This window comes from Robertmurraya sp. DFI.2.37, assembly GCF_029211245.1.
GTDB lineage: Bacteria > Bacillota > Bacilli > Bacillales > Cytobacillaceae > Robertmurraya > Robertmurraya methanolica_A.
Map to the genome: position 1 here is coordinate 1 of NZ_JARGEJ010000113.1, position 3,150 is coordinate 3,150.

Here is a 3,150-nt window from a genome sequence, read left to right on the forward strand (position 1 = left end):
GTGTGGAAGTCATACATGGTGGAGAGGATGAGGAAAGTCATCGGATGAAAAACAGGAAAAGTATTTTTTCAGCAGAAGTGTAAAAAGGAAACGAGCAAAAAGTGTAAAATTCGACTTGACGTCTACATTTGTAAACGCTAGAATAAAGTTGACAGTTATTGCTTGATAAGATTTTACACTTTTGCTCAATAAATCAACCTACTACTTTAGTAAAATAGGAATTGACGTTATTTTACTGGAGGTAGGGGTTTTGGAGGAGAAGTTAGTGTTATATGTAAAGATTCATGAACTAAGTAAAAGAAAATTTAAAGTAACACAAATCGCTAAGGAGCTTAAGATCTTGTCTATGGCATCATAAAAATGTAGGTTATGGCATTTAATTTATGCAGTTGTGACCGTCAAGTATATTGACACAATTTTTGCTGATTAATTTGAAACATTTTGTTCACCAAATATCGTTTTTCTGTGCTTCATTCTCCAACTGTCTTCATTTAAATGAATAATCTCTACTCGGTGTAGGAGTCTATCTAATATAGCTGTCGTAATTGCTTGATCTCCTAATAATTCTCCCCATTCTTTTGGACCTTTGTTTGAAGTTAATATAATGGAAGATTGATTATATAGACTATTAATCAAATGGAAAAACATATTAGCTTCCTGCTTATCCATTGCCATAAACATTAAATCATCTATAATCACTAAATCTGCTTCTCTAATCCGTTTCATTCTTGTTTTCGATTTCCTGGTTATTTCTTCGGTTTTTAATACATGTACTAAGTCTCCCATTGTCGTGAATATCACTTTATATCCCTGGTTTAAAGCTTGAATTCCCAACCCTATCGAGAGATGGGTTTTCCCAACACCTGGTGGTCCAAGAAAAATAATATTGTAGAGTTGCTCAATCCAAGTTAAGTCTTTCAACTGGTTTATTTTCTTTTGACTTAATGATTTTTGCTCTTTGATGTCATATTCATCAACGGTGCTATAAAAGGGAAAAGTCGCCCACTTAAAACGCCTTTCTAATTGTTTTTCATCTCAGCATTTTTGTTCGTAGGTGGTTACCTCTAAGAGGAACTGAGTAAAGGATAATTCCTTTTTCTCAGCTTCTCTTATAAGTTCAGGTAACTGATTTGCAGTTTCAGTTAAACGAAGGGATTTCATTATATCTTGTAATTGGTGGAGCTGATTCAATTGAGATCACCTTCTTCCATTAAGGCAGTATAGGTTGCTACGTTGCGTTTTTGCGCTTCAGTTTCCATGACCCATCCAGATAAAGTATTTAAGGGGGAGGGGATCTCAGCGTCATCAATCTCTGTATCATGTTCCCGTCGTTGGCGTTTGATGCATAAAACGATATCGCTAAAATCTGTTGCACTATATAAGTTTCTTTTGATACATTCTCGTAGAGCTGTCATTAGGATCTGTCCATTTGTTTGTTTTATCTCTTTTACAATAATTTGTAACTGATCACGGATATATCTTGGGTACTTCTCACGAAGTTTATCTAGGTAGCTACTTGCTACATCCGATTCTTCAAATTGCTTCGCAACCGTATCCATCAATGCATCTATTCCTTTCGATCGATCCCGTGTATGATTTCTATCTTTGATCAATAGACCTTTACCACCCGGGATCTGGTGTTTGGCGAGTAGTTCTCCCGTTTCAGAATAGAAGATTAATAACTGTCTATCATTTGTTTCCTTAATGGTGACCGTTTGATGCTTATTAAAAGTACCCAGTGGAAGAGAGTACCTATTAGATAAATATCGAATGGTGTTGTCCTTATGGACACTTCTTGTTATACTATTTTCATAATCGTTTAGGAAATGAATATTTCCTGTGACTGGTCGTAAGTGTTGCTTTTCCAAGGAGAACACTTCGACTGGTCTTTTTTTTGTTGTATTGTGGATTTTAAAGTTGCCTGTCCGATTCAACCATTCCCAACCTTGCTCATTCCAGGAGTCAATATTGTGGAAGACTCTATGTTTAGCGAAATTATGCTTTATAAAACCTACGACATTCTCTATTCTTCCTTTACTTTCTGGATCAGCTTTTCGACATACCCGAAGGGTTAAATTCCTTGTTTCCTTATATTGTTGAAACTCTTTCGTCAGAATTAGATCTCCTCCATTCTCGCTCACCACAATCAAGCTGTCCTGGTCATATACCAGTTCTCTTGGAATACCGTTGAACCAGTGAAACGCATTTTCATGGGCTTGAATAACATCCTGTGTTGTAAAGGGTCTATCCAACCATTCTTTATATTTATATCTTGAGTTCGATAATACAAAAGCAATAAAATTCAACTTAATCTCTTTGTTATCATGTGTTCTTTGTTTTGTATGCCCAAAGTCAACTTGAATTTGTTCGCCCATTGGGGAATCTGGAATAGCTTCATAGTCTCTAGGTGAGGATTCTTTCACTATTTTATATTCATCACGTAACCGCCTCACGTAATCTCTTACCGTACTTTCACCGACCTCCAGTTTTTTATACTTTTTCTTTAACCAGTCCTCCACTTGGGCAGACGACATATCAGGATGATGTCTCAACCAAGATAAGATTAACTCTTTATAAGGATCTAGCTTTTTCCTCCTACTTTGTAAGGAATCCACCCATTGTGCCATCTCCGTAGGAGTTCTCCTCAGATGACGATATACAGTCGATCTGGATACCCCTAGTTTCTCTGCCACCTTTGATTTACTAAAACCCTGTTTTATTAACTGTTGTATTTCCATATACACTTCCCATTTATCCACCTTTATTCTGTCCTCCATTGTTATATGATTCAAATAACCCTATCATACAATGATTAGAACAGTTATTTTACTGGTATTTTTGGGCAAGCAAGTGTTTCATCTTATCCAGCGAAAACTGTCTACTTTAGTTTAGCAGTCACAGCAGTGCCTGGAAGGTACTGCATAAATTAAAAAAAACACTTGTCAACATTCCAAAATACACATACACTTCCTGTTGGGACAAACAAGCGCAGGAGGTATTAAGGAGATGTTGGCAGTGGCCGATGTCAACAACGTTTTGAAATTCCCTCTTTTCAACGGTTCTAAATTCCCATTTATCATCGCTAAACTTATACAGGTGTGACACCGGCTTTTTGCTTCTCTCGAAGCCGATAAGAATTCCCTTTTACAT

The 3,150-nt window shown here is 36.5% G+C and carries 1 protein-coding gene and 2 pseudogenes; 1 reads left to right on the plus strand and 2 read right to left on the minus strand.

Features of this window, described 5'->3' with window-relative positions; translation table 11 throughout:
* Positions 1-83 (plus strand): annotated as a pseudogene (locus tag PZE06_RS25475) (ATP-binding protein); the annotation flags it as partial.
* A gap of 343 nt (positions 84-426) precedes the next feature.
* On the opposite strand, the pseudogene istB reads toward PZE06_RS25475, so the two are convergent.
* Both istB and istA read right to left on the minus strand, forming a co-directional pair.
* Positions 427-1,191, minus strand: a pseudogene (istB, locus tag PZE06_RS25480) (IS21-like element helper ATPase IstB).
* Positions 1,188-2,759, minus strand: a complete 1,572-nt coding sequence (gene istA, locus PZE06_RS25485) for an IS21 family transposase (protein ID WP_275792084.1) — start codon at positions 2,757-2,759, stop codon at positions 1,188-1,190. The pseudogene istB and the gene istA overlap by 4 nt, the downstream one beginning before the upstream one ends.
* Positions 2,760-3,150 lie beyond the last annotated feature (391 nt).